This is a genomic window from Wolbachia endosymbiont (group B) of Horisme vitalbata, assembly GCF_964028625.1.
Taxonomy (GTDB): Bacteria; Pseudomonadota; Alphaproteobacteria; order Rickettsiales; family Anaplasmataceae; genus Wolbachia.
Genome location: NZ_OZ034797.1, coordinates 578093 through 602417 on the forward strand (window position 1 = coordinate 578093; position 24325 = coordinate 602417).

Annotated in this window: 15 protein-coding genes and 4 pseudogenes; 5 read left to right on the forward strand and 14 right to left on the reverse strand. The window is 33.3% G+C overall.

Annotated elements, in window-relative coordinates:
* Positions 1 to 239: 239 nt before the first annotated feature.
* The 7 genes and pseudogenes from ABWU56_RS02875 to rnhA all read right to left on the reverse strand — a co-directional run.
* Complete coding sequence (locus ABWU56_RS02875) at positions 240 to 1217, reverse strand: helix-turn-helix domain-containing protein (RefSeq protein ID WP_264377706.1); 978 nt, start codon at positions 1215 to 1217, stop codon at positions 240 to 242.
* Positions 1218 to 1263: 46 nt separating this feature from the next.
* On the reverse strand, positions 1264 to 2184 hold the full coding sequence (locus tag ABWU56_RS02880; RefSeq protein ID WP_353281234.1) for a helix-turn-helix domain-containing protein: 921 nt from the start codon (positions 2182 to 2184) through the stop codon (positions 1264 to 1266).
* A gap of 65 nt (positions 2185 to 2249) precedes the next feature.
* On the reverse strand, positions 2250 to 3452 hold the full coding sequence (locus ABWU56_RS02885) for a hypothetical protein (protein WP_353281236.1): 1203 nt from the start codon (positions 3450 to 3452) through the stop codon (positions 2250 to 2252).
* A gap of 170 nt (positions 3453 to 3622) precedes the next feature.
* A complete protein-coding gene (locus ABWU56_RS02890; protein WP_262986252.1) occupies positions 3623 to 4288 on the reverse strand; it encodes a RadC family protein in 666 nt (221 codons plus the stop codon).
* Positions 4289 to 4457: 169 nt separating this feature from the next.
* A complete protein-coding gene (locus ABWU56_RS02895; RefSeq protein ID WP_353281237.1) occupies positions 4458 to 5396 on the reverse strand; it encodes a helix-turn-helix domain-containing protein in 939 nt (312 codons plus the stop codon).
* A 68-nt stretch (positions 5397 to 5464) separates the two neighbouring features.
* Positions 5465 to 7261 (reverse strand): DNA mismatch repair endonuclease MutL, encoded by a 1797-nt coding sequence (gene mutL, locus ABWU56_RS02900; RefSeq protein ID WP_353281239.1) that lies wholly within the window; start codon positions 7259 to 7261, stop codon positions 5465 to 5467.
* A gap of 92 nt (positions 7262 to 7353) precedes the next feature.
* Positions 7354 to 7772 (reverse strand): annotated as a pseudogene (gene rnhA / locus ABWU56_RS02905) (ribonuclease HI); the annotation flags it as partial.
* Positions 7773 to 8173: 401 nt separating this feature from the next.
* Between rnhA and ABWU56_RS02910 the strand changes: the two are divergent.
* The 3 genes from ABWU56_RS02910 to ABWU56_RS02920 all read left to right on the forward strand — a co-directional run bounded on the left by ABWU56_RS02910 (position 8174) and on the right by ABWU56_RS02920 (position 11895).
* Positions 8174 to 9172: an IS110 family transposase gene (locus tag ABWU56_RS02910; protein ID WP_353281245.1), complete on the forward strand. Its 999-nt coding sequence runs from the start codon at positions 8174 to 8176 to the stop codon at positions 9170 to 9172.
* A 200-nt stretch (positions 9173 to 9372) separates the two neighbouring features.
* Entirely contained in the window at positions 9373 to 10395 is a 1023-nt protein-coding gene (locus tag ABWU56_RS02915; RefSeq protein ID WP_264377700.1) for an IS110 family transposase, read from the forward strand.
* Between the two features lie 573 nt (positions 10396 to 10968).
* Positions 10969 to 11895, forward strand: coding sequence for an Rpn family recombination-promoting nuclease/putative transposase (locus ABWU56_RS02920; protein WP_353281814.1), 927 nt, complete (start codon positions 10969 to 10971; stop codon positions 11893 to 11895).
* Between the two features lie 251 nt (positions 11896 to 12146).
* Here ABWU56_RS02920 and ABWU56_RS02925 read toward each other — a convergent pair whose 3' ends face one another.
* Positions 12147 to 14384: an ankyrin repeat domain-containing protein gene (locus ABWU56_RS02925; RefSeq protein ID WP_353281815.1), complete on the reverse strand. Its 2238-nt coding sequence runs from the start codon at positions 14382 to 14384 to the stop codon at positions 12147 to 12149.
* Between the two features lie 16 nt (positions 14385 to 14400).
* Between ABWU56_RS02925 and ABWU56_RS02930 the strand changes: the two genes are divergently transcribed.
* Positions 14401 to 15164 (forward strand): IS5 family transposase gene (locus ABWU56_RS02930; protein ID WP_353281091.1). Its coding sequence is split into 2 segments (ribosomal slippage): positions 14401 to 14755 and positions 14755 to 15164, totalling 765 coding nucleotides; the frame shifts between segments, so codons are not numbered across the junction.
* A gap of 18 nt (positions 15165 to 15182) precedes the next feature.
* Here ABWU56_RS02930 and ABWU56_RS02935 read toward each other — a convergent pair.
* Together ABWU56_RS02935 and ABWU56_RS02940 are read right to left on the reverse strand one after the other, a co-directional pair.
* Positions 15183 to 15440: pseudogene (locus ABWU56_RS02935) on the reverse strand (ankyrin repeat domain-containing protein); the annotation flags it as partial.
* A 20-nt stretch (positions 15441 to 15460) separates the two neighbouring features.
* Positions 15461 to 15674, reverse strand: a pseudogene (locus tag ABWU56_RS02940) (transposase); the annotation flags it as partial.
* Between the two features lie 121 nt (positions 15675 to 15795).
* On the opposite strand from ABWU56_RS02940, the pseudogene ABWU56_RS02945 reads away from it, so the two are divergent.
* A pseudogene (locus ABWU56_RS02945) lies at positions 15796 to 16341 on the forward strand (transposase); the annotation flags it as partial.
* A gap of 83 nt (positions 16342 to 16424) precedes the next feature.
* Here ABWU56_RS02945 and ABWU56_RS02950 read toward each other — a convergent pair.
* From ABWU56_RS02950 to ABWU56_RS02965, 4 genes are all read right to left on the reverse strand, one after another.
* The gene (locus ABWU56_RS02950) at positions 16425 to 19262 is read right to left on the reverse strand and encodes a hypothetical protein (RefSeq protein WP_353281817.1); all 2838 of its coding nucleotides are present in this window, start codon (positions 19260 to 19262) and stop codon (positions 16425 to 16427) included.
* Positions 19263 to 19923: 661 nt separating this feature from the next.
* The gene (locus ABWU56_RS02955; RefSeq protein ID WP_353281818.1) at positions 19924 to 20508 is read right to left on the reverse strand and encodes a hypothetical protein; all 585 of its coding nucleotides are present in this window, start codon (positions 20506 to 20508) and stop codon (positions 19924 to 19926) included.
* Between the two features lie 344 nt (positions 20509 to 20852).
* Complete coding sequence (locus tag ABWU56_RS02960; protein ID WP_353281820.1) at positions 20853 to 22106, reverse strand: ankyrin repeat domain-containing protein; 1254 nt, start codon at positions 22104 to 22106, stop codon at positions 20853 to 20855.
* A 76-nt stretch (positions 22107 to 22182) separates the two neighbouring features.
* Positions 22183 to 24279, reverse strand: coding sequence for an ankyrin repeat domain-containing protein (locus ABWU56_RS02965; protein ID WP_353281821.1), 2097 nt, complete (start codon positions 24277 to 24279; stop codon positions 22183 to 22185).
* Positions 24280 to 24325: the final 46 nt, after the last annotated feature.

Genomic DNA, 24325 nt, shown 5'->3' on the forward strand with positions numbered 1-24325 from the left:
TCTAAGGCAAATGCCAGAGTTTTTCCCTTCTCCATCTAATGCTTAAGCTTAAAACATTAGATGCTTTTCTCAAGATACAAGGCAAATGCAATGATAGAGGACAACCAGAAATTAATAGATAAACTTTGCGATTTCATATCTTAATTTATACCAAGCAAAATTCAACTGAGCCAAAAAAGTTGGTTAGCAAATTCTGTTGGTTAAATCATTAACTAACTTTACTTATATCTTAAACACATTCAATTTTCACACTCATCAGCAGTTAGGCCACTTGCTCGCACAATAATATCAATAGCAACACCTTCCTTAACTAGATCTTTTGCAATCTTGATTTTCTCTGCTTTTTTAACCTTTTCTTTACCAGTTTGCATTCCTTCAGATAAAGATCTGGCTACCGTATCCAGTAATTCTTGATCCTCAATTTTTTCGCATTTACCTATAAACCCAAAAACTGGCTCATTTTCATATTCTGTTAGTCCAAGAGCTTTAATGTTAACTGATAATGTCTTTGCTATCTTATATAATATTTCAATTGGAATGTCTGTATATCCTCGTTCATAGTCGTGTATTTCTTTAGGTGTTGAACCGATTTTATTTGCCAAGTCCTCCTGAGTGTATTCCCGTATTAATCTCTGCTCTTTTATCCTTTTCCCCACTTTGTAGAGTATAGAATCAGTACAAATTTCTTTCTCTATATCATCATATTCATAAGTAGATAAGCGAGTCACTTGGGAAATAATATCAACTGAAACTCCTTCTTTCACTAGATTCTTTGCTACTTCTATTTTCGCTTCTTCTTGGCTAATTTTCTCGCTAATATATACAAACCTTACTAATGGATACAGCTTCTTGCGTAATTCCTGATCCTTAATTTCTCTATGTATTTTTGTTAGATAGACTATTTCTTTATCCTCATCTTCATACCAACTGTTTTCTCTTAGTACTGTTGGTTCTGGAAGTAGATCTATAACATTAACTGACAATGCTCCTGCTATTATATACGATTCTTTGATTGTAATAGCCTTGCACCCTAGTTCAAAGTTATGTATTTCCTTATGTGTTAAACCAATTTTGCTTGCTAATTTTGCCTGAGTATACCCTTGTACTATCCTACAACCTTCTATTTTTTTCCCCAGCTCGTAGCTTGCTGAGCCAATATGCTCTGAATTATCATAGATAAATCCTCTAAAAGCTGTTTTTCCTACAGAAGCAAACATATATTCTATCACAAAAAAATCCACTATTGGCTAAGTTTTTATGAAATCACAAAAATTTCTCAATCATATAATTTGATAAGCCTGTCGTTTGCAAGATAATATCAACAGAAATTCCTTCTTTCACTAAATTCCTTGCAACTTCAATCTTCTTTTCCTCTCTGACCTTTTCTCTACAAACATGTATACCTTTAAATAAAGACTTGATTAGCATATCGCGTAATTCTCGACTCTCAATCTTTTTGTATTCTTCTATCAAGTTTGATAGCTTTTCTTCCGCTTCACTATCCTCATCTGATTCGGGAAGTAGATCTATGATACTGATTGATAATACCTTTGCTATTTCATCTAACATTTCAAGTGAGACAGCAGCTCTCCCTTGTTCATACTCGTATATTCCTTGATTTGTTATGCCAACTTTATTCGCTAAATCTTTTTGTGTATATCCTCGTATCAATCTCCACTCTTTTATCCTTTGCCCTACTTTGTATGGAATGGGAATTTTGTTCTCCTCATACTCACCAATAGATAAGTTAGTTGTTCGAGAGATAACATGAGCAGAAACTCCTACTTTCATCAAACCCCTTGCTACTTCCATTTTTACCGCTTTTCTGCTTCTTTCCTCACTCAAACGAATAAATTTGGTTAATAAATAAAATACCTCGCTTAATTCTTTATCCTTATACCCCTTTACTAAATTTAATATTTCTTCATCTTCAAAATATCTTTTTTTATTTGGTAGTGTCTCTCCACAAACTAGACCTTTAACATTTACTGATAATGCTTCTGCTATGGCATATAACTTCTTAATTGGAATTTTACGGTTCCCTTTCTCATATTGCAGTATTACCCAGTACTTTACACCAATTTTCTCAGCTAAACCCTTCTGAGTATAACCTCGCTCTAACCTCCAACTTTTTACTTTTTGTCCTACTTCATAATCTAGACTTTTTTCCACGCAAAAAACCATATATATAATATTTTCTACTATAGCTCAAAGGCTCCAGTAAACTCTGGAACCTTAAAATAAATGAATTAAAGTTCCCTAAAGGTTTCTTTACTACCTCCACATACCCTATTTACCCATGAAGACAATACTTCATCATTGCCAATCTCTTTTATAGCATACTTTTCATTCCATATGCCACATCTAGTGAAATTACCTTTCTCTACTGCTTCTTGAAGTTTCACTCCCCCAAAAAGGCAGTTTTTTCCTATTTCTTCGCCTCTTTTTTGTAACTCAGCCCACATTTCCTTGTTTTCTACTCTGACTTGTACTTGATCATATTTTTTTACATCGTGGTACAATATAATATTTAGCTGACCAATGCTTGTAGGAAATTGTAATATAATAGAGCTTTCATCTGACATATCGATATAGTTTCTTATACCTCCCTTCTCGCTTTTAACCTCAACTGCATCATTACCAATTTTTAAAATATTACTTCCTAACTTTCTGTTTGCTTCCAGTATTTTGGCTACCTCTACCTTGCTATTATCAGAAAATTCTATATACGATGTTGTATTGTCTATCTCGATATCTATTAATTCTCCTTCTTGAACAGCACTTTCGCCAGCTTTTTCTAGTTCTTCTAGTTGCTTCTCTATCTGTGGCTGAACTTCTGGTTGTAGCTCATTATAGATTTCACCTATCAATTTATTCTCCAATAAAGTATCATGAAACTCTGCACCGCTTAGCATTAATTTACGCATTATCTTTTTTCGATCACTTTTTTCTAATTTATGAAAATGTGTACCCAATACTACATATTCAGCAAAGCTCCACTCTCCATCATTACATGCATTTAGCCTTCCTCCAGAAGCTAGTACTTTGTCTATAACTTTGTGCAATTCATTTACATTCTTTGCCTCTACCACTTCACTTTTAAACCAGCTCAAAGTTTCACTTTCACCTGCACTTGGCTTTATTTTTTGCAAAGCTGAAGCAAATGGATTCAACCCTTCTGGATAATCTGCTTGATTACTCAAAGGTTTTGTGCCATATATGTAGTCAAGCCCTTTTCCGTAGTTGATTTGAACGTCTCTATTAGGGAAGGGCACTTCTCCAAACTTTTTAGCCTTATTAATTTTGCTTACAAAGGTGGATTGCTCCTTAGTACGGCCAATTCCTATAATCGCATTTAACATCTCACCTTTCGATAATCTATCAAGATCAATGTTTAACTCGTAAGTACTTCCTTCTTGATCATCAAAAGGTACAATTATTTTATTACTCATATTAGCCTCCGCTATTAAATATACTTTACTAAGTCTACAACCGACTTTATTACTTTATTATTAATTCAATATATACTTTCTCATTAATTATAAGCAACAATTAATGTATTTGCAAATACTTTCTTCATTCAAGTAGTTAAACAGCTCATGAAAATCTTCAAACATCTGCTTTATAACAGTCCTTGCTCTTTAAAGCTAAAATACCCAACACTTGTGATGATAATGTGATCCAGCAACCTAATCCCTATAGTCTGACAAGCTTTAGCCAAGTCTTTAGTTACAGCTTCATCCTCATCAGATGGCTTTAACCTTCCTTCTGGGTGGTTATGCGATATTATTATTGACGTCGCTTTTCTTATTAATGCCTTTCTTGTTACTTCTCTTATGTAAAAAGGTACCTTATCCACTGTACCAGTGAACACTTCTTCCCCCTTTAAACGGCACTTTTGATCAAAATATATTATTTTCATCTTTTCCTCCTCTGAATAACCAATACTCACCCTCAAATATTTTACTATGGTTTCCAAGTTATCCATTACAGGTCCTTTCTTTAACTCTTCTCTTGGTACTCTCTTTGCAGCTTCCTTTAGGCATAAAATTACTGCTACTGTAGAGTCAGTTATCCCTTCTATAGTTTTCAAGTCATCTATTTCCTGGCCTAAAACTCCTCCTATTCCAAAACTATCTATTAGCTTTCTAGCAATAATTCGAGCTTCTTCCCTGTCATGCACTGCACTTAGAAACGTTTCTATTACTTCACGATCAAGTAGTGCTTTACCGTTGCTTTCTAATGCTCTGAATTCTATTTCTTCTCTACGATCTTTCTTATTATTCATAAAAATTACCCTTCACTAATAACAAAATGTTTTTATATATTTACTGCTGTTTTTTGTCAGCATTGGCATAAGGCCATAGCTTTTGAGTGAAGTCAAATCAATTTTTCAATCTTTTTTACTTATTTTTTCATCAAAAAGTAAAGATATTAATAGATACTGATTTTTTATTTTAAATTTGTTGAATTTCGTCTAAAGAGATGCCCACTGTTTTTAAAATAATATTGATAGAAATTCCTTCCTTAACTAAATTCTTTGCAATTCTCATCTTTTCTACTCTCTTCACTTTCTCTTTGCAAACTTGTATGCTTTCAAACAGAGATTTTATTAGTACATTACGTAGCTCTTGGCTTTTAATCTTTTTATATTCTTCTATTAACCTTGATAGCTCTGCTTCACTATTCTCATTTTCTCTTGTTTCTGGAAGTAGGTCTGTAATACTAATTGATAGTACCTTTGCTATTTCATCTAACATTTCAAGTGAAACACCAGCTCGTCCTTGTTCATATTCATATATTCTTTGATTTATTATGCCCACTTTACTTGCTAAATCTTCTTGTGTGTATCCTCTTCTCAACCTCCATTCTTTTATTCTTCGACCTACTTTATACGGAATAGAAATTTTTTTTTCATCATTATCATATTCATCAATAGATAAACTGGTCGTTTGAGAGATAACATGAGCAGAAACTCCTTCCTTAACCAAACCCTTTGCTACTTCTATTTTTACCGCCTTTCCACTTTCTTCCTCACTAATACGGATGAATTTAGTTAATAAATAAAACGTTTCACGTAATTCTTGATCCTTAATCTCTTTATGTCTTCTTACTAGATTTAGTACCTCCTCTTCCTCATACCTTCCCTCATTTGATACTTCTTGTCCGCAAGCTAGATCTCTAGCAGTTGTTGATAATGCTTCTGCTAATTCATATAACTTCTTAATTGAAATTCTGCGTGTTCCTTTTTCGTATTGAAGTATTACCTGATATGTTGTTCCGATTTTTTTTGCTAAATCTTTTTGAGTATATCCCTTTGCTAATCTACGATTTCTTACTTCCTGTCCTATTACTTTGTAATCTAAAAAATTAGAGCATTTATTCTCTTTTTTCACATTTTATACTCCATAACCAGAAGAGCTGTTACGTATACTTAATTGGGAACCTTTTTGACAAACTGAACTCATCTCCTTTCAAACAATTTTTCTATATCACTTAGTTTCATTTCTATATACGTTGGTCTTTCATGACCAGGATATGGAGTTTTCTCAATTTGTCTTAGTATCTCATTCATCTCTTCCAATTTCATTTTTCTTCCTGCTCCATGGCAAGCGATTGTGGCTGATATTTTATTCACCTTATCCTCTATTGGCAACGTATCTTCCATTTCCATTAACTTATCTACTATATCAACTAGCATCTCTTTTATATCTATTGTTCCCAAGATTGCAGGTATTTCTTTTATCGTTACTTTATCTTCTGATTGTATTTCAATATCAAAACCCATTTCAAAAAGCTCATCTTTATAAGTTTTAACCATCCCCATTCCAGCTTGGTTTTTAATTTCAACTGTTTCAGGAAGAAGTTTTTGTCTTTTTATGCTTGATTTTTGCTTTAAGCACTCGTGTATTAATCTCTCATGGGCTGCGTGCTGGTCTACTATAATTAATTTTCCTTTAGCCTCAGCAATAATGTAAGTATTGTAGACCTGACAGCGTGCATATCCTAGAGGATGATCCGCTATTAAATCAATTTGCTTCCTTTCTAAAACCATCGTTCCCTTTTGGGGTAGAGATTCTCCATATTTAAACGTTTCTGGTAAGCTTCGCCTTCTTTCATCTGGTGCATTGAATTCTTTCATTAGACGATTTTCTAAAAGACTTGGCCTCTTCTCATAAAACTCTTTTTGATTTTTTTTCTCTTCACTATTAACCTTCTCTTGACTATCAAACTCTTCAATACTTTGAGACTTAACATCACTTGCTGCGAACGTGCCTATTCTCGTCGATAATGCTTTTATTAGCCCTCTTCTCACTATTTCATATACTAGCCTCTTGTTCTGAAACCTTACTTCTGATTTATTTGGATGCACATTTACATCTACTTGATCGTATGGTATCTCTAAGTGCAACACTGCAAAAGGATACCTCCCACTTAGAATAAAATCTTGATACGCATATCTAATTGCACCAATAAGTAGATTGTCTTTTATTGGCCTTCCATTAACAAACGTATAGATCTGAGTTGAATTGCCACAACTAATAGTTGGTTTACAGATGTGTCCCGTAAGTTTGATTCCTTCTTCTTCCTCTTTAACTTCCAGCGAATTGCTCTGAAATTCTTCTTCTGTTTCACATAGTCTGTTAAAGAATGAAGTTTGTTTAGCATATTTTAAGAGCTTTTTATTACCGGAAGTGAGAGTAAACCCAATACTGTAGTTAATCATTGCTAAGTTATTTACAATGTCAACAATGCTTTGTGTTTCTGCCCTCTCGGTTTTTAGAAATTTTAGTCTATTTGGTGTGGCAAAAAATAAGTCACGAACTTCAATATATGTACCCTGTAATAAAGAACAAGGGATAACCTCTTCTATTTTTTCTCCTCCCTCATACCTTATAGACCATGCTTCCTTTGCTCCACTTGCCTTAGACGATAATTTCATTCTACTTACTGCTGCAATTGAAGGTAAAGCTTCTCCTCTGAACCCAAGGTGCTTGATTTCTATTAACTCACTATCGCTTAATTTTGAAGTAGCGTGGCGCATAAAGGCAAGTTCCAAATCTTCCTTTTCTATTCCATTTCCATTATCTGTCACAGTTATAAGATTGCGCCCACCACTTTCTATTTTGATCTCTATCTCTGAACTTCCAGCATCTATTGCATTTTCTACTAATTCCTTTACTACACTCGCTGGCCTTTCTATTACCTCTCCCGCTGCTATACGATTTATAGTTTTTGTGTCTAAAAGAATTATTGCCATAATACCCCACCCAATCTATGAAACTTAGAGTTCCCTCTATTTTTTGGTGATTTTTTGACCTCACAATCTCTATATTTTAGCTTTTTAGATTCCTTTCTAGCAAGTCTATTTTCCTCCTCGTTGTACATATTACCGTTGTGAGCTCTAACCCACTTCCAATTAATATCATGCTGCAAAGCAACTTCATCTAGTTCCTGCCATAATTCCTTGTTCTTTACTGGCTTTTTATCAGCTGTCTTCCAACCATTTGTTTTCCACTTGTTGATCCACTCTGTTATACCTTGTTTAATATACTGACTATCAGTGTGTAAAACAACTTTGCAAGAAACTTTCAACATCTTTAGCCCGTTAATCACAGCCTTTAACTCCATTTTGTTATTCGTTTTCACCTCCAGAGATACGTTTCTTGATAAAGACACTTTTATTTTCATACATCACCACGGCTGCCTATCCACCAGGCCCCGGATTTCCATCCATCTGTATATATTGTAACCTTCTTTTTTTCGCCCATACTTACAGGATATAGATTCAACGTAAATTTGCTACCGAAATATGTTGATATTATTTTTTGAATATTTTAAAATGTAAGGTGTGAGAGATTGACAAACCTGTCCTTGTATCTTGAAAAAAGCATCTAATGTTTTAAGCTTAAATATTAGATGGAGGAGGAAGAACTCTGAAACCTGTCCAAGATTAAGAATCTGCTCGTGAGATAAGAGCTTCCTCCTTATATGTTAAAAACAAGTCTTTATAAATGTTATAGAATGGCAATATAAGGACATATGGAGAAGAGGAACCGTTTCCCTTCTTGGTTATAAGAACCGTTTTTGAGCAAGGTTCTCTTCTCTGTTTTATATACTGAAAGTTCCGAACAACTGATTGAGCTTTTAGGCTCGTATATAAGGGTGGAAAATGCAGTATTCAATATTATTTTATGGAGGAATTATGAATTCACCAAATACTATTGCTGGCATTGATGTTAGCAAAACTAAACTAGACATCCACATTCATCCACTTGGTTATTATAAAACGTTTGAAAATAACGTACAAGCTATTGATCAAGTGCTCGACTTTCTACACTTGCATAATGTAACAAAAGTTGGATTAGAAGCTACTGGTGGATACGAAAAACTATGCGCTTACACTTTACTAAGCAATGGTTTTGAAGTATATGTCATTCAACCTAGATGGGTTAGAGATTACGCAAAAAGCCTTGGTATTAGTACTAAAACTGATAAAATAGACTGTAGTATCATCTCACGTTATATTAATAATACAGACATGCGTGTTACTCCTTTAAATGTTAATAATACTGATTGTTTGAAGCAAAAACTATCTCGCAGAAATCAACTAGTGGAAATGGCAAAGATACAGAAAACCCAAGCTCACCAGATAACCGATGTATCCATAATCAAACAAATAGAAGAATTGCTTGTAATTTTGCAAAATCAAATTCAAATCTTGGAAGATGAAATGATGGTATTAATTGATCAAAGTCAAGAGCTTAAAAAAAAATACATGTCAATAACTAGTATACCAGGTGCCGGTAAAACCTTGGCTATTACTATGATCTGTTACATGCCAGAACTAGGAATTCTTAAACATAAAGAAATATCTAGCCTTTCTGGAATTGCGCCATTTAATCGAGACAGCGGTTTTAGTAAAGGAAAAAGGTGTATTCAAGGCGGTAGATCACAAATTAGAACAGTTTTGTATATGTGTATCCTTAGTGCACAAAGGTACAATTCTTATATAAAAATCTTCTTTGATAGACTATATGATCAATACAAAAAACCATATAAAGTTGCTTCTACTGCTGCCATGAGAAAATTACTTATTCTTGCTAACTCTTTAGTAAGAGATGGTAGAGTGTTCACTAAGGAATATAGTCCTAATTCTGCTTTTATCTAGTACTAGCGTAGCTGTGAATAAATACGTCCACACAACTTTAAGTATTTATTCACAGCTACATCAATTTTTCTATTGACTTTTAACACAACTGCTCAAAAGTATAGGCTGGACGGTATCATAGAAAAACCTAAGTGGTTCTAATTCTGTATTCACAAGGTAAGCCTTACTTTTCATTTTAATAGTAACGTACGGGGTTATATATGATCAACAATTTTTTAGGCATAGACATTTCAAAAGAACGTTTTGATGTCTTTCTTTCATTCATAAGCAAAAAAGGAAAACGTGAAGCTAGGAAAAGGAGCTTTAAGAACGATGATAATGGGTTTCAAGGTCTACTGAGCTTTCTACAAAAACATAACGTAGAACAAGTGAAAGCTTGTATGGAAGCTACTGGTTGTTATAGCGGAGCTTTGGCTGAATTTCTGCACAATACTGGGCATTTTGTTAGTGTTATAAATCCTTATTGTATTAAATCTTATGCGAGGAGTAAGCTTGTACGACAAAAGAATGATCAGACTGATGCAGAAATTATTGCTGATTATTGCCAAAGACAGGAACCTTCTCGCTGGACACCGCCTTCTTCTGAATTGAAAAAACTAAAACATCTTTATCGCTGCTCGGCTGCGTTAAAAGATGAATTGACATTAGTAAATAACCACTTAGAAAAAAAAGAGAGACTGCCAAAAGAAGTTGCAAATGCTTGGGAAGACCTTGCAATGAACATAGAACAAAAAATAGAAACAATAAAAAACTCTGTACGTGAACTACTAAAACAGCACAAAGAATTGTTGGAAAATTTTCAACTTTTATTAACTATTCCAGGAATAGGAGAGGAATCAGCAATAGCTATTTTAGCTGAAGTTCCTGACATAAAGGCTTTTAGAGATGCCAGGCAATTGGCAGCATATGCAGGAGTTATACCACGAAACATAACGTCAGGTTCATCTGTACATGCCAAGCCCAGATTAAGTAAAGTTGGTTCGCGAACATTATGTAAGGCACTTTTCTTTCCTGCTATAGTAGCTAAGAATCACAATCCTATCATTATGAGCTTTTGCCAAAGATTAAAGGAAAAGGGTAAGCATAATATGGCCATCGTTGGTGCTGCAATGCGTAAACTACTCCATACTATTTTTGGTATCCTGAGATCCAAAAGTGCTTTTAATCCTGACCATATTAAAAACTACAGGGCTAGGAGGTTGACTGAAGTTTTAGTAATTTAAGATGCTACCATCTAATATAAAATAGTATTTTATATAAATTCGTTTAATGTAGTTGGTTAATGTATATGTTGATAAGTAAATTCCTGCTGTCTTATATATAAAACTAATTTACTTATCAACATATACATTAACTATAATAATCTTTATACCACTAAACAGTTGGCAGTATTTTGTGATTTTACAATACAGCTTAAGGTTCAATTTTTATAATTTTTTTGTTGACTGACGAGACGGTATCTCTCGATATTAGGTAAATCGTAATTGAGCTTTTGGGCTCTTATTTTTATTAGGAGGTTAATCTCTCACACTGAAAATAAATATTTTTAAGCTCTTCACAGCTCATTAATTCATTTGCTGGGGTTTTAAGGTGCTTTATAAGGCAGTTATAGAAAGATGATCAAAACACCTACATCTAAAGCCTAAAATGCAATTTTCGGATGATCTCTGACAGCCGTTTTTTCTTTAACATATCCTAAAGTTAAAAAAAGTAAGGTTTTATAAACTGAATGTAAAAAACTTGAATATTTTTTCAAAATTGTGTATAATTATTAATACTTTTTAAGTGGATTTTCTATGGCTTTGTCTAAATTTCTTGATGCGCGCAATGATTATGCCTTCAAAAGAATATTTGGCACCGAGAAGAATAAAGATATTCTCATTCATTTCTTGAACGATATTTTAGGCTTTACTGGCTTAGCTGCTATTCACGATGTTGAATTCTTAGCTACCATCTTGGATCCTGAGATTGCCGCTAAAAAGCAGAGTATTGTCGATGTTCTTTGTAAAGACTCTCAAGGTTCAAGATATATTATAGAAATGCAGTTCACTAAGACCAAGGGCTTCGAAAAACGTGCTCAATATTATGCTGCTAAAGCCTACTCAAGTCAAGCTGATCAAGGTGATAATTATCATAATCTCAAGGAAATTATCTTCATAGCTGTTGCTGATTGTATTATTTTTCCAGATAAGTCTGAGTACAAATCTAATCATGTCATTTTAGATCAAAATAGCTTTGAACATGACTTAAAGGATTTTTACTTCGTATTCATAGAATTACCAAAATTTACAAAGACGAAGGAAGATCAATTAGAAAATATAGTAGAAAAATGGTGTTATTTTTTCCGATATGCAGCAGAAACAAGCGAAGAGGACCTAGATAAAATAGTTGGTAGTGACGTAATAATAAAACGAGCTTATGAAGAGATGAATAAGTTTAATTGGTCAGAAGAAGAGTTACTAGCATATGAACAAATGAAAAAACGCATAATGGATGAGATTGCTGCTTTTGCTCAAAAATTTGATGAGGGTCTTAGGGTAGGTCAAGAAAAAGGTAGACAAGAAGGCATCCAAATTGGCCGTGAAAAAGGTAAAATTGAAGGTAAAATTGAAGAAAAAATCGAAGTAGCAAAAAACTCACTCAAGGCCGGTGTATCTATTGATGTTATAGCTCAAATTACCGGTCTCTCTCTTGACGAAATCAAACAATTACAAAATAGATAAAACGAAACAAAAAGGTAACCTAAAAGCTGGCCACATAATAACTGCAAAACAGCAAAATGAATTGAGGCCAGTATTTAAAGCTACTGGTCCCTCGGTAGATGAAATTAAACAAGCACATTTTGCCTTCATCTTCACTCTTTAGAATTCTATTACCTCTGTAAATGGCTACTCTCAAGAATCTATCGAAAACAACAATAAATAGCACAGATAACATTATACAGATTGCCTTCATACTACTCTATGTGTAACCATTACAATCCTCCTCCTCTACCTCTAGAAGAACCATCATGTCTTTCTACTGTTGACCTCTCCATACTACTAGAAGGATCAATTCCAGAATCATTTGATAAATCAAAGGATGTGAGAAGACTTTTCCTAGATAGTTTTTCTGATTGGAATGTTGATCTGCTATTGTTTAAGTGATCATTAAATAACTTTTCCATCTCACAACTATCAATCAATTCCCTAGGTGTCTGATGACTAAAATTGGTACAACCAACAGTAGCCCCTTTTTTCAGGAGTAATTTTGCAATGGAAAGATTATTTTCCATAACAGCTAAGTGTAAAGGTGTATTTCCTTTTTTGTTGCGACTATGAACACTAGCTTCTTTTGTCAAAAGTAAACTTGCTACATCATAGTTATCATGTAGAATAGCTAAATGTAAAGGTGTGTTTCCCTCTGAGTTGCAAATAGAGAAATCAGCCTTTTTTTCTATAAGCGATATTGCTATATTAGTGTGCCCATTTTTAATAGCTAAGTTTAAGGGTGTTTCCAACGACACACTGTCGCGCTCATTAATATCAATCATTTGCTCTAGAAGTATTTTTACAGCAACACCTCTACCATTTTCAGCAGCCAAGTGCAAAGGTGTCTTTCCTTGATTATTTTTATCCCTGACACTAATAAAATTATCTATAAGTAGCTCTATTACATCGGCCTGACCACTAAGACTTGCCAAATGCATAGCTTTATTGCCTTCAATATCTTTTTGAGAAGCAAGATTACAAAAAAAATCCTTTCCTTTTTCTTTGATAATTAGATTCAATACATCATTTTTACCAAGTCCAGCAGCAAGATGTACAATTGTACAGTATTTAGTAGATAAGTCAGGGATGGTAAATTTACCATTTGTTTCCGGTAAGAGCTTTTTTATAACAGGCAAGTCATTTTTTTGGATGGCATAAACCATATCCCTCTCTTTATTATCAAATAATTTATTACTATGGCAACCTAAATCCTGAAGTTTTTTTACAACATCCATGTGACCATTATTATCCGCTAACTCTAAAGGTGACTTGTTTAACAGATCTAAATTATCAATATTAGCACCTATCTTTATCAAATCTTCTAGTATATCCATGTTACCGATGGAAACAGCATAATGTATAGGTGCCTTACCATATTGATCATGCTTATTAATCGATTTTTTTTCAGAAAATATATTATTAGACTTTAAAAGCAGTTTCACTGCATCTATTTTATTATTCCGTAGAGCAAAAACAATAGGTTCAATATCATCGCTCGTTTTCATGTTAATATCAACTCCCTTAGAGATAAGTAATTCTATAATATCATTTTGATCATTTTCAATAGCTAATTCAAGAACGCTTTTTCCGTGTTCAGTTTTAGAATTTATCCTCTCATTCTTATTATCTACAAGTAGTGCTACTAAATCTTTGTGACCATTGATAGTAGCAATATGTATAGGTAAGTTGCCGTTTTCTTCAAAAAAATCAATATTAGGAATTACTTTTATCATTCTCTGTAATCTCTGTAATTGACCTAAGGTACAAAATGAGTGAATACCTTTATTCATAGTGTCGGGGTTTAGTTGACCTCTTGACAAATGGTATTTTACCGCACGAGAATCTGCCTCCTGAAAGGCCTTCTCTGGAGTAGAATAACGACTTGGTGTCTTCTCTAGACTCTCACGATAAAAATTCTTATTCCTCGGTGTTCGAACAGTAGAAGTATTTGAAGCTATTACACCAACTGGTCCCTTTGAAGTTGCATTAGTAGGAGTATTTGGAGCTGTTGCACTAACTGATCCCTTTGAAGTTGCATTAGTAGGAGTATTTGGAGCTGTTGCACTAACTGATCCCTTTGAAGTTGCATTAGTAGGAGTATTTGAAGCTGTTGCACCAGGCTGATCCAACAAATCTACAAGTTCGTTTTTCGCTTTCATGTACCGATTAATTTCTTCACCTCTACCTAAATATTCACAAGTTTTTATAAGTTTTTCGACATAGGATAGTGCTTTATCAAAAGACTTTTGATTATACAATTGATGAGCACAAATCTTGAGATGATCGGCATATTTCTTGTGGTATTCCTTATCAACTCCTGATTTACACAGTTGTTCATAAAGCTCTAATACTTCAATATGTAATTTAGTACTTTTTAACTCATCATAAACGATATCTTCTGTTAATGATCTTAGAACCTGTCTTGAAAGGTAATGAAGAAAAGAGTATGATGAGGTAAGCAAAAAATAGGAGGGTAAGTTGTATCCAAGTGATATAAGTGACAAGGAATGGGAAATTTTAGAGCCCTATGTTGCACAAGGAGCGATAGGACGACCAAGAAAACATAACATAAGAACAATTATTAATGCAATAAGGTACATAATGAGGGGTGGTTGCCAGTGGAGAATGCTACCAAAAGATTTTCCTCCATGGAAAACGGTGTATGACTATTTTCTCAGGTGGCGTAATAATGGAAAATTGAAAAAAATACATGACATGCTAGTAAAAGAGGTAAGAAAAATGGTTGGCAAAAATGAAACACCTTCAGTAGGTATAATTGACAGTCAATCAGTGAAAACGACTCAAAAAGGGGATCAAGAGGATATGATGCCGGTAAAAAAATAAAGGGTAGAAAACGTCATATTATTGTAGATACACTAGGTCTTGTAATTACTGCAGAAGTACACAGCGCAAGCATTCAGGACCGTGATGGTGCTACCAATCTTTTTGTTCAAGCTAAATGCAAAGCTCCAACATTACGTAGGTTTTTTGCTGATCAAGGGTATAAAGGTAAATTACAAAATCGATGTTTGTTGGAAACTGGATGTTTGCTAACGATTACCAAGAAATTGGTTGATACAGGATTTCAAGTTATTCCTAAACGTTGGATTGTAGAACGAACCTTTGCCTGGCTTTCCAATTTTAGACGCATGAGCAAGGATTACGAACATTCTCCTCTTACTTCAAAAAACAATATCTTATTTAATATGATTACTTCTATGCTTACTAAATTAGCCAATTAACTCCTTTCAAGACAGGTTCTAAGCCCTCCTTTTCACCACCTCATCTATCATCTCATTTACTTGGCTCATTATTTTGCTTGCTAAATTTTCACATTCTTCCTTTATTAGCGATTTGTCTCTCTTCCTTATTTCTCCTATCTCTATTATTTTTAGTTCCGGCATATAGCTTCCATTCAACATGTCTGCTATTTCTCCCACTAGCCCCTCTATTCCATAGCACGTCAGTTCTCTACTTTTTGTTATTCCTCCTTTTTCTCTCAAAAATTTATAGCCCTTCCCATAATAGTCCAAAAAGGTCATAAGAAAGAAGAATCGACAGCATGACGAAAAGATTTGAATAAAGGAATGTTTTTCCTGGTTCTGTTTTTTATAGCAAACCAATAATGTTCAATTTTGTTAAAATCTGGAGAATATGGAGGAAGATATAAAATTTCTGCACCAACTCCTTTAGCAAATCTTATTAGACTTATGAAAAGTAGCATTATCAAGGATAACAGTTTCTCCACTCTCTCCTTCATCCAATGCTTCCATTACCTTTTTTCTTAAGTCATAACTATTTGCTACTGGCATCCTTACCTTCCACTACTATCAATCCATATCTTACTCTTTTTGGACTATTATGAGAAGGGCTATAAATGACCTAAAGGAGAGAGGAGTAGATGATATTCTGATAGCTTGTGTTAAAAAGCTTTCCTACAGCTATAAATAGCGTATTTCCTAAAGCAGAAATGTATAGTACATCAGATAAGAAATTCTCTGAAATATGTATCGAGTGAAAGTTTTCATGAATGATCTGAAAAAAATATATCGTGCTTCAAGTAAAGAAATTGCTGAGAATTATCTTCTTGAGCTGGAAGAAAAATGGGGAGAAAAGTATCCTTTAGTTATAAAATCCTGGCAGAACAATTGGGAAAACTTATCCAGTTATTTTAAGTATTCTGGGCCAGTTAGGAAGCTGATTTACACCACTAATCCAATTGAGGGGTTGCATAGACAAATCAGGAAATTTACTAAAACTAAGGGTTCATTTACTAGTACAAATGCCTTGTACAAACAGGTATATTGTGCTATAAAAAAGGTAGAGCAAAAGTGGATTATGGCTCTACCTAATTGGGCTTTAACTATGTCTCAACTTGATATTTTCTTTCCAGATAGATTGAAAATTGAGTTGAACTAAAAATGCGGCTTGACACACTTTTTTGAACATTCCCTTTTATAGATAGCAAACTCAACCCTCCTGCTATTTCTCCTTACCTTGAGTTATAATCGTTCCACTGTTATTTGATTCACTATAACTTCAGCATTGCTATTCTCAAGTAACTTTGAAGGCTTATTACAATAGTATATGATTTCAGCAGCAATTAGACAAAAAACTCCAACTGCTATTCCTACCGCTAACATTCCTGAGTAAACTGCAATAGCTATTCCTGAAACAATTCCAGCTATTGCTAATGTGAAAGCACATACAGTAGGCAGTTTATTTTTTTCTTTACTTCGTGGAGCATCATTATTTAAATTACTCGGCTGTTGATTATTATTTTGAATACCATTTGTTTGATCTGTTGCTACAACTGAAGTTTCTGAGTATAACCTTTCTGGAACTAACGGTTCTTCATCTGTGTTGCTCTCTCTAATAGTTGCATAATTATTACTATTATCTTCTGCATTAGACTGCTCTTGAACTGCTATTGCAAAGTTTTTCATTACCGCCACTTTTAATAGTCCATCGATGATGATGCGATATTCATCCCTATTTGGTATATTTCTATTGTAATTAGGTAAAACGTTTTTAATACTTACGCTAAAGTACTTATTTATCTCTGCTAAAATTTTTTGCTGTTCAAACGTAACTTTCTCAGGATGATCAACATCTATATGTTTAAAGTATGATAAGTGATCTTGCAAAACCTCTTTCAACTCTGGGTTATCCTTGACATATTGAATTAATCTGTTGGCTAAATCTTCCATAAATGGCTCAATGTTCTCTTCTGTAATAACATCTTTTTGTGCTTCTAGCTTTTGTTCTTCTTTTAAATAATGATCATATTGTTCCAAGATCTCAGAGCTAATTTCGTCTATACTATTAATAATTTGGGTCCATGTACCTTGAATGCAGGCACTGCGACCTTCACCATATGTTGTTGACGCTATATATATTCGTTTTAGAAGAATGAACTCTTTTTGCTCTCTCCAGACCTTTTCTATGTCTAGACCACTGATTTCTTTAAATAACTTATCTATTTTTTTACTATCATCTATACCATTTAACAATTCATGTAATTCTCTTTTATCAAATTGTTCTTTATCAAAAATTCCGCTATTTCCAAGTTCTTTTTTTATTATAGGTAATTTTTCTCTTACTAGTTCTGGTTTTTTTTCCATAAGAGTAACTAGCAACTCTTTTTTCTCTTCCAGTGGAATGTTGAAATTATCAATGAGTAGTTTTATACGGCCTATAGATTCGGGTATAGTAATTTTTGCATCATCTTTTGTATAATCATATTGTAATCCTTGTGTAGGATATCCTTGGTCATATTCATCGTGGGAGTTCTTTTTTAAATAATTCTTTTTTAGTGCTTCCTTAACTTTATCAATAATATCCCCAATAAAATCTTTATCATTCGGCACAGGATTATCACCTAATGTTTTCTCCATCACATCTCTTTTTTCTTTGTCATTTACACTAAGAAGATTTAGTCTTATTGGATCATTCTGATATTGTTTAAGTAGTTCTATACTTTCTACGTAAGAAGTCGCTGCTTGCTTTAACTGTTCTTCATCTGCTTTCGTCGATGCAACCAGTTTTTTAGCAAGAAAGTTTGTTTTTTTAACTACTGGACTTGCATGGACAGATTGGCTATCTCGTGCAATGCGCAAGTCATCTCTTTTTTGTTCAGGTCTTTGTTTAGGTATCATACCACGTTCAAAGAAAAATCTTTGCATTCCAGGGTCGTGATTATAGAAATGAGATAGTGTGTGTCCTTGCTCATTTCTTGAATTAATTAGAAAAGGATATTTATCATAGTCATCCAGCAAAACCTCTATTCCCCCTGTATAACCGTGTTGTGCAAGATCAAAAAACAAACTTCTTATAGTGCTTTCATCTAGCTTGCGAACATTACTCTTAGATTTTGCTCTTGCTTGAGACCATGATTTTTTCAGACGTTTACAAAAACCCATAGGTTCGTTATTACCTTTTATATGAGTAATTTTATCTATGAATTCGCAGTATTTCTCAGATTCGGCTAAAGCTTTTGCTCCTTTTGCATCAATATTATTGTCATTTAAATAAAGTCGAGTAAGCTTTGTAAGATTACCATCAGCTAAAGCTTCTACTCCTTCTGCACCAATATTATTGTAACTTAAATAAAGTCGAGTAAGCTTTGTAAGATTACCATTAGCTAAAGCTTCTGCTCCTTCGTTAGCAATATTGTTTTTAGTTAAATAAAGTCGAGTAAGCTTTGTAAGATTACCATCAGCTAAAGCTTTTGCTCCTTCGTTACCAATATTATTATCCGCCAAATTAAGTTGAGTAAGGTTTTTAAGATTACTATCAGCTAAAGCTTTTGCTCCTTCTTTATCAATATTATTGAAACTTAAATTAAGTTGAGTAAGGTTTTTAAGATTAGCTAAAGCTTTTGCTCCTTCTTTACCAATAATATTGACACTTAAATCAAGTTGAGTAAGGTTTGTAAGATTACCATCAGCTAAAGCTTTTGCTCCTTCGTTACCAATCTTATTGAAACTTAAATTAAGTTGAGTAAGGTTTTTAAGGTTACTATCAGCTAAAGCTTTTGCTCCTTCTTTATCAATATTATTGAAACTTAAATTAAGTTGAGTAAGGTTTGTAAGATTACCATTAGCTAAAGCTTTTGCTCCTTCTTTATCAATATTATTGTAACTTAAATTAAGTTGAGTAAGGTTTGTAAGATTACCATTAGCTAAAGCTTTTGCTCCTTCGTTACCAATCTTACACGAACTGAGAGAAAGTTCTTTAATATTTTTGTTCTCTTGCAAATAGCTTATCAAATTATTGATATCTACTTTTTTATCATACAAATGTAATCTGTTGCCTTCAACATACTGACTGAAAATCATTTTTACCTACTAATGTTATTTAATTAACAATTATAACAAATTATTTTACAATTATCAACTTTACTAATATATTAACTGAACTATATTATAGTTTGCAGAAAATACTGGATTCTATAGCGTTACAACAAATTTGATCATTTACTCTTTTAAAAATCGCAAAAAAGTACATACATTTGTGAGAGCAGCTCAAATAAAAGCAGGATTGTGAAAATAAAGATGTAAAATTTTGCAACAAAATCAGGCAAATTAGTTCGTATGTAGATTTAGCGAAAGTGAGCCAATATGGTTAGTTTTAGCGTATAATGAAATCACTATATTAAAAAGTTCGTATGTATCGTTTGGTAGACCATGAGATCCCAAAACAAACTCTTCTCTCATTAGCTGATTTTGAGTGCTAAAAATAGTTATTTTGCTTGATATCTTAATAATATGTTTTGCTAAATTAATAGCATTTTACTTGCAGAAGAATTAATAAGCGTATGATAAAAACAGAATTTAAAAAAATGAAAGATCAGATTGACCTTATCAAGAGGCTTTTATTGAAAACTATTTCAAGTCTAAAATTTTCTACAATATTATTGGCCCTTTAATTTAACCAACAAGTAACAAAAACTTTTATAGGGATCACAGCAAGTAATCCTTTTTTTACCTTTTAATAGACTTATTCACTAATATTAAATTTTGCATTTCTTATAATATTATTCACAGTTTCAATATCATCATTAAAAGAGCGATATACATTTTGTAAAAAATATACATCGTCAGTAGTGTCTAAGTAGTTATAAGGATTTGTCATACGTGAGTGAATGTCAAAGAAAACGCACTTGCCATCAATCATACCTCTGTATATATATGTACCATAAGCGGTACCTGCTGCACCTTCACCTGCATAAAGATATATAAAGTGATACCCATCTATCAATATTTTATCTGGTAACACTTTTCCTGTACTGTTAACATGACGTTCGTAATTCATACATGTTGGGTAACTACTATAACATGTTTCTTCTGAAACATCACCCTTGCTAATTAGCACATCTCCTCTTATGTAATAGTGGCAGATATCAGACTTATCAATTTCGAATGAGACAACTTTTTTTGAGTTTTTTATGAGAGAGTCATTTTCGTAATGAGCTATCAGGGCAGTACTATCATCATCTATAATCATATTACCAGTTATTGGTAGCTGCAAATCACTTTCTGGATCGTAAAAAACACCCAGCTTTTCTTGTGCAAGAAGTGGCAAATAAAAAAAAAGAGCGAAAATAAAAATTCTAAATAAAGAAACACTATACATCTGTAAAATTATGATGAAATAAGAAAAACCTTTCTATTATCACATAGATTACTTTAATTTTCGTCTACTCTATTTACTGATATACGTTGGACTTATAGTTTGAAAAAAAATAAAACCAAATAGTCTATCAATCCAGTAGTTCCATTTACTTGACTCATGTCAAACCTGCATTTTTATCTCAATTATATTTTACTTCTCGGTTTGACACACTTTTTTGAACATTCCAGTAATTAATTTAAAATTAATGATAATCTTCTACTTCAAATAGATAAAGTTTTTCTCTGCTATTCTTTTCAAAACAATCTACCTCTACTAGGAAATTTACTCGATCCAGAGTGCTGTTGTAACGATACATCCGTCACTTTTGTAGTACTTAACATACTTGCAATTCCCATACGTCCAGTTTCTCTAGCAAGATCTAAAGGTGTTTTACCATTATTATCTTTAATTTGAGTATTGGCACCTTTATTAATTAGAAACCTTGCAGTGCTTTCTTTAAAATACCCATCAACACCAGCAGTATAGTGTAGCAGAGTCAAACCATTTGCATCAATTTCATTAATGCTTACTCCCTTGTTTAAGAATAACTCTATAACATTAGGGGTTGTGCGTCCTCCTCCACGAGCTGCAAGATGTATAGGCTTTTGACCATCAACAGTTTTAGCATGAATATCAGCCCCTTCATCTATTAGCAGTTTTACAGCCTCCAATTCAGCATGTTTGGCAGCATAATGTAGCGGAGTCAAACCATTTGTATCAGTATCATTAATACTTACTCCGCTGCTTAAGAAGCACTTTACAATATTAGCAGTATTAGCAGTTTTGTACCCTCCACGAGCGGCAAGATGTATAGGTTTTTGACCCTTAATGGTTTTAGCATGAATATTAGCTCCTTTATTAATTAGAAACTTTGTAAGATCTAAGTGATCAAATCGAGCAGCATAGTGTAGTGGGGTTAAACCATTTTTATTGGTATTTTCAATGCTTACTCCCTTACTTAAGAACAAATCTATAATATTTACGTGCCCTGCGTAAGCAGCAAGATGTATAGGCTCGTGACCATAAGTATTATTAGCATAAATATTAGCCCCTTTATCAATTAGAAATTTTGCTATATCTAATGTATCCTCAGATGCAGCATAGTGTAATGTGGTTCTACCAATTTCATCAGTATCATTAACACTAACTCCCTTGCTTAATAAGAACTCCACAATATTTTTATGACCTCCAATGATAGCACTATGTATGGGTTTTTTGCCACCGATTCCATCCTTAAAATTAATGTTAGCTCCTTTGCCTACAAGAAACTTTACAGTATCTAACTGACCATATCTAGCAGCAAAGTGTAATGGTGTACTGTCATTACTGTTAACATCATCAATATTCATTTTTTTGCTTAAAAAAAACTCTATAATATTATTACGACCAAACTTGGCAGCTGAATGCATAGGCTTTCTGCCACTTACATCTCTAATGTGAAGACTTGCTCCATTTCTAATAAGCTCTTTAACCTCACTAAGATTATTTTGTTCTATTGCATTATGCATAAACCCTCCTAAAATATTGTATATTACTAAAATAAGATCTTTTGAAATAGTAAATCTAAGATCTTACACTTTTTGCTCATAAAGAATTTAATATCCCCTGACGTTGATTTGATTCTTGTATCCTCTCTACCCAGGTCTTAGGTGTACTAGAAGATCTTGCAAAATACCCCTGTTCAATCGCATTATAAACCGAATATTTACCAAGTAAACAATTCTTACCTAATTCTTCTTTACAATTTGATAATTGCTTAAATAGATCTTGATTGTTCACTTTGACCATTATTAGATCTTTATTCTTCGTATCAGGAAATAATCTCACTTCTAACTCTCCCTGGCTGGTATAGAAGGTTAATACCATGTCACTATTATCTGCAAGGTTAGCGTAATTCCTTATACCATTTTCTGTTATAATCTCTACTTCGCTTTTTCCGATCTTTATTATATTTCTGCTATATCCTGCTTCTTTCTGATTTAGCTCTAGATCTCTTGCTCCATCTGTAACTTTTGCAACATTTATTGTACTGTTCTCTGAATATTCCAAATAAAAAATAGCGTTATCCATTCTTACATCATTCAGCCTACCATTGGTGGCACTTCTCGCAACCTTAATAAATTTATGAGCATTATCGATGTACTTCGCATAAGCATCGAAGATATTATCTTTATGATGCTTAAATTCTAATTCCAGCTTGTCAATTACATCAATACTATTTCTATTGCGGAAAATTGCTCCTCTTGATACCAAGCTACACACCATGTCACTAGCAACTTCAGGATTTCTTTTCAACTTACTTAACTCGCCAATTCTTTTTAGAGTCCAATCTGCTAGACTATACCAATTAGATGCAATAGGGTCTCCTGGAGAAAAGTCTTTGTTAAAATTTAGCTGCACTCCAAATCTGATGGCCTCATCTATGACTTTTTCTAGTTTGTCCATATCTTCAGCTTTAGATACCATATTAAAATATTTATCTAATTCTCTCTGTTGATTTAACGTTAAATTATAGAATAAACCAAAATCATGTTCTGCTTTTGCTGTCGAACGAGAAACATCGTATGATGCTCCTGCTTTCAAAAATAAGTTTCTTATTTCTACACCAATAGCTTCATTAACATCAGAGATACCTGCATTACTATAACAAATAATATCAGCGTATTTAAGAAATGAATCTCCTAGAATACTTAATACCACTTTTAGGTCTGGGTTACTCTTATGTTCATCTAAAAACTTTTTTACAAGCTCTTTTAATTTATTTAAGGCAAAAAGATCTAGATGATTGAACAAAATGTTATGTAATTCTTGTCTCAAATCCTCTTGTTCTTTAGTTAAAAGGAGGTATGCCACATCGTAATGACCACCATCGATTGCAACCTGCTGTGGAGTTTTTTCTTGTTTATTACAACATATATTTGTTTTCCGAAGTAGTGAAATTACACCCTTACTATTACCACTAGCAGCAGCATAGTGCAAAGGCGTCTCTCCTTCAATATTTTTTGCGTTAGGATCTGCTCCTGCTGCCAAGAGCAAACTTACAGCTTGATCTTCCTGATTGCGACCTACTTCATATATATGAGCCCCTGAAACCGCATTCAGTACTGTTGCATCAGATTCTCCTCTTTTAAGGTTAAGAACAACTTTTAGAGCAGGATTGCTTTTATTATTTTTTAAAAATTCTTCAAGCTGATCAACACTACCATTATCATAATCAAAAAGAGCACTTTCATCATACCAGTCTAGATACTTTAAAATATTTAGCAGCTCTTTGTTTAACTCCTCTTCACTTTCTGTAAGATGATGATCTTCCACAAACCAAACGCACACTTGTTTACGTAGTGAACTTCTACTATCCATTAAAGATGGTGGTGCTCTATTCTCAAATGTTGGAATGGTTGTTTGAGTATACCAAGAATCACCCTTACCCACTTCCTCACCTACTTCTTTCAACATTTCATCTATCTCACTTTCTAAGTACCCTCGCTTTCTCAGGATTTCTAACGGATCATTACACAGAACTTGTGATAGATGTTCTGATTTAACTAACTCATATTCATCATCAAATGGTTCATCTGTTTCAAAATACTCTTGCTCAGTACTTAATTCCTCTCCTTCTTTTATTGTTTCTAACCTTTGCTTGAATTTTAAAAAATGTTCTTTTAACTTTGTAGAAGCCATACCATTCCCTAGCCAAAGCGGATAATGTATTATGTACAATATATAA